Annotated in this window: 3 protein-coding genes; all 3 read left to right on the top strand. The window is 39.8% G+C overall.

Annotated elements, in window-relative coordinates; translation table 11 throughout:
• Positions 1–128: 128 nt before the first annotated feature.
• Positions 129–2,879 carry a type I restriction-modification system subunit M gene (locus tag ACT3TU_RS13435; protein ID WP_192524810.1) on the top strand — a complete coding sequence of 917 codons (2,751 nt, stop codon included), beginning with the start codon at positions 129–131 and terminating at the stop codon, positions 2,877–2,879.
• 159 nt (positions 2,880–3,038) lie between these two features.
• Complete coding sequence (locus ACT3TU_RS13430) at positions 3,039–4,115, top strand: Fic family protein (protein WP_192524809.1); 1,077 nt, start codon at positions 3,039–3,041, stop codon at positions 4,113–4,115.
• A 1-nt stretch (position 4,116) separates the two neighbouring features.
• Positions 4,117–5,311, top strand: a 1,195-nt coding sequence (locus ACT3TU_RS13425; RefSeq protein ID WP_444784478.1) for a restriction endonuclease subunit S, incomplete at its 3' end; no start/stop codon positions are given.

Below are 5,311 nucleotides of genomic sequence, written 5' to 3'. Positions count from 1 at the left end.
CATCAAAAAATGTCTTTTATTGAGCCTATCAGTTTAATATGCTTTCATAATATTATTTTGCCTTACAGCCTACTTACCGATACAATCTATCGTCATATTACCTACTCAATGACATAGACTGTATCGCCATGAATAAGCAACAACTCGCCAGAAAAATATGGCAATCCGCCAATAAAATGCGCTCTAAAATTGAAGCAAATGAATATAAAGACTATATCATTGGCTTTGTGTTCTATAAGTTTTTATCGGATAAAGAGGAGCAGTTTTTAAGAGCGAATGATTTTACCGATCAAGACATTGCTAACTTAACTGAAGAAGATACTGAGACGGTAGACTTTATCAAAAACGGTATCGGCTACTTTATCGCTTATCCGCATCTATTTTCAACATGGATCGATAGGGGTAGTGATTTTGATATCTCTGATGTGCGCGATGCCTTGTCAGCATTTTCACGCAACATCAAACATAAAAAGGTATTTGAAGGTATTTTTGATACGCTACAAACTGGACTAAGTAAGCTTGGCGAAAATGCCAAATCACAGAGTAATGCCGCCAGTAGCCTTATCTATTTGATTAAAGATATACCAATGGAAGGCAAACAGGACTACGATGTGCTCGGCTTTATCTATGAGTATTTGTTAGGGATGTTTGCGGCCAATGCAGGTAAAAAGGCGGGTGAGTTTTATACACCGCATGAAGTATCACTACTCATGTCTGAAATTATGGCGTACCACTTAAAAGATCGTGAGAAGATCGAAATTTATGACCCAACCAGCGGCTCAGGCTCACTACTGATTAATATCGGTCAATCTGTAGCTGGTCATATTGACGATAAGAACAACATCAAATACTACGCTCAAGAGCTGAAGCAAAATACCTATAACCTTACTCGTATGAATCTCATCATGCGTGGGGTGTTACCTGCCAATATCGTCACCCGTAATGCCGATACGCTAGAGGATGACTGGCCATACTTTGACGAGACTGACCCTGTGAATAGTTATCAGCCGTTATACGTCGATGCTGTGGTATCTAACCCGCCTTACTCACAAGAGTGGCAACCCAAGAATAAAGAGTCTGATCCACGCTATGCGCGCTTTGGACTTGCACCAAAGGGCAAGGCAGATTTTGCTTTTTTATTGCATGACTTATATCACTTAAAGCCTGATGGCATCATGACCATTGTACTTCCACATGGCGTACTGTTCCGTGGTGGTGATGAAGAGACCATTCGCAAAAACCTGATTGAGCATAATCATATCGATGCCATTATCGGACTGCCTGCCAATATCTTTTTTGGTACAGGCATCCCAACTATCATCATAGTGCTAAAACAAAAACGATCCAATACAGATATCTTAATCGTTGATGCCTCAAAAGGCTTCATCAAAGCGGGTAAAGACAACCAGCTACGGGCGTCCGACATCAAGAAAATAACGGACGCGGTCATCAACCGTGAGAATATCGACAAGTACGCGCGTGTAGTCAGTCAAGATGAGATTCGAAAACAAAACTATAATCTCAACATACCGCGCTATGTGGACTCATCCGACGATGCGCAGACGTGGGACATATATGCCACTATGCTTGGCGGTATTCCCCAGCATGAGATTGACCAACAGCAGCGCTACTGGCAAGCGTACCCTAGCTTGCGAGAGACCTTGTTTACGCAAATAAAGGATATGCCTTACTATCAATTGACAACAACGGACATCGAACAGCGCATTTATCAAAACCAAGATGTTAAGGCATTCTTTGAGCGCTATCGAGCATCCTTTGCCACTCTTTCTGACTATCTGTATCAGCAGCTGATTGATCATGCCATAACGCTGAAAATCTCTAAACAAGAAAATATATTGGCAAATGATATATTCACGCGCTTGCAAGGGTTTGAGCTGATTGATAAATACACCGCTTATCAGTCACTTGATGACTTATGGCAACCTATCATGATAGATCTTGAAATTATTCAGACCGAAGGCTTTGCTGCTACCAAAAAAGTTGTGCCAAACATGGTCACAAAAAAGGTAAAAGGCAAAGAGCAAGAAGTACAAGAAGGCTGGGTCGGGCATATCTTGCCATTTGATTTAGTACAACGACAGCTACTTAGCGATGAATTACAGCAATTGCAAGATAAAGAAAGCCGCTTGAGCGTGGTGAGCGGTGAGCTTGATGCGCTCATCGATGAGCTGGATGAAGAGCAAAAAGAGAACCTACTCAATGACAGCGGTAGCAGCTTCTCAAGCAGTGACGTTAATAAAGCGCTTGATACAGCCTATGCAGATATCGAAACACCTGAGATTACGGCATTAAATGACTACCTAGACTTTTTGGAAACCAAACCAAAAAAGCCTGCTAAGCTTGATTATGTGGCGTCTGAGTCTAACGTAAACTGGAATAATATCGAGGCTAATAAAGGCGGCGATTATGGGAAGTCTAAAGTCAGTGCCTATATCAAGACTTTACAAGCCACGCATGAGTTTGTAGAAGACAGCGATGAAGCAACACTGGTACAGATCAGCGATTTATTAGAGGAAGAAAAAACGCTCAAGCTTGAGATTAAAGTGGACAGCGAGGCCTTGCATCAAAAAACCAAAGAAACCATCGAGGCGCTGGACGATGCTACCGTGAATGACTTACTTAAGCATAAGTGGATCGTACCGCTCGACCAAGCCATGATGCAGCTGGCAGACGATGTGGTCAGTGAGCTAACGCTTCAGACGCAAGCGCTTGCTGATAAGTACGCCGATACTTATATGGATACCACAAAGCAGCTAGAAAACTCTGAAAATGAGCTGGCAGGTATGATTGATCAGTTGACAGGTGATACTTTTGATATGGCCGGATTGCAAGCGTTACAGGCATTATTAAAGCATTAAAATAACGTGACCTATAAAGTGATGATGCTTTTATATGCGTAAAAAATTAGGAAATTTACGCATGTTATGCAAATATGGGTAAAAAAAGCATTTATTTATGCATATCTGTATAACATGTATAAAAAGTCCAGAAAATTACGCATATTCTAAGAGGTGTATATGACAACGTATGAAATCAAAGAGCTGCCCTTTGATAACATGGAATCGCTAGAAACTAGAGCGGTACTTAAAAAATTATCATCAGCCCATCGCTACTTAGCAGAACTCAAAGGTGTGGTTTCGTCCATTCCTAATGAAGCGATACTAATAAACACACTGGTTCTACAAGAAGCTAAAAACAGTTCTGAGATTGAGAATATAGTAACCACTCATGATGAGCTATTTAAGGCTGAGCTGTCTGTGGTGGATCAAAACCTTGCGACAAAAGAGGTGCAGAATTATAACCAGGCACTAAAATCAAGCTTTGCGGTTATCAGAAAAAATCAAATCATTCGCTTAAGTGATATTTTGACTATTCAAGAAGAACTTGAAAAGAACGTCGCAGGCTTTCGCAAGCTGCCAGGCACCACGCTACAGAATAATCGTGGTCAAGTCGTTTATACGCCGCCGCAGCACTCTGATGACGTCAAAAGACTTATGGATAATCTTGTCACTTTTACCAACGAGAATGAAGCTTGTGACCTTGACCCTTTGGTTAAGATGGCAATTATTCATCATCAATTTGAGAGCATCCATCCGTTTTATGATGGTAATGGTCGTACAGGACGCATCATTAATATTCTCTATCTGATTACTCAAGGCCTACTAGATTTGCCCGTACTCTATCTGAGTAATTATCTTATCCAAAACAAAGCCGATTATTATCGTTATCTGCAAGAGGTAAGAGATACAGGCGAGTGGGAGGGGTGGATATTATTTATGCTCGATAGCGTAGAAGAAACAGCTATCTCGACTATTGCGCTTATCAAAGAGATGAAAAAACTAATGCAGTTCTATAAACATACGATCCGAGAGCAAAAACCCAAAATCTATCGCCAAGAGCTATTGAATAATTTGTTTAATCATCCTTATACCAAGATAGAGTTTGTCCAAAACGATTTGGATGTAACGCGTAAGACGGCGACCAAGTATCTTGATGAGCTAACAGAAATCGGACTTTTACAAAAAGAGAAGATTGGTAGAACCTCTTATTATATCAATATTGCGTTATATCAGCTTTTTATGAATCGAGTGTAATATGAGTATAAAACAACGAACACCACAAATTCGCTTTACAGGTTTTAGTGAGGATTGGACTTTGCGAACTATGGAGGACTTCGGGTCGTCAGTAGGTGGAACGTCTCTAGAAAGTGAGTTTGCAAAAACTGGTAAATATAAGGTAATAAGTATTGGCTCGTACTCGAAAAACAGTACATACACGGATCAAGGTATCCGAGCATCAGAAAATGAAAAAACCAAAAAAAAGGTTTTAAATAAAAATGATCTTGCTATGGTTTTGAATGATAAAACCTTAGCAGGTAATATCATAGGAAGAACTTTACTAATAGATGAAGATGAGAAATACGTGTTCAATCAAAGAACACAGCGACTGATATTAGATCAGCAAAAATATTACCCTAAATTTATGTATCAAATGCTAAATGCTGACAACATACGTGAAAAGATTGTAAAGTCCTCACAAGGGAATACACAGATTTATGTTAATTGGTCAGGCATTAAGCATTTAGAATATACATTACCGAATTCAATGCAAGAGCAAACCGCTATCGGTAACCTTTTTCAAAATATCGATCAAACCATTGCCCTACAGCGCCGTAAGCATGAGCAAACGCAAACGCTTAAAAAGTCACTGCTCAGTAAAATGTTTCCACAAAAAGAACAAAGGCAGCCTGAGATTCGTTTAGAAGGCTTTAGTGGGGATTGGGTAGAGATGACAATAGGCAGTATTTCTAATGTTTTTTCAGGAGGTACGCCTAGTGTTGGACACTCTGAATACTACGGAGGGAAAATTCCATTTATTCGTTCAGGAGAAGTTAGTAGTCATAAAACTGAGCTATTTATCACGGAAGAGGGATTGTTAAACTCTTCTGCTAAGCTAGTATCTAAAGGTGATGTTTTATATGCGTTGTATGGTGCTACGAGTGGCGAGGTTTCTATTAGCAAAATAAATGGGGCGATCAACCAAGCTATTCTAGCAATAATACCTTCTAAGGGCTACAACTCTGAGTTTATTGCTTACTGGTTAAGAATGAATAAGGGTAATATTGTAAACACTTATTTGCAAGGTGGACAAGGTAATTTGTCAGGAGGAATTATTAAAAGTTTATTGATAAAATTACCATCATTTAAAGAACAAACCGCCATCGGTCAATTCTTTAAACAACTTGACAACACGCTAAGCCTACAAGCCAAGCAGCTCAAAACCTTAGAGA

Origin of the sequence: Psychrobacter sp. AOP3-A1-26 (assembly GCF_052378235.1) — a bacterium.
Taxonomy (GTDB): Bacteria; Pseudomonadota; Gammaproteobacteria; order Pseudomonadales; family Moraxellaceae; genus Psychrobacter.
Note: the sequence above shows the minus strand (reverse complement) of the source record. Positions and strands in the feature narration are given on the sequence as shown.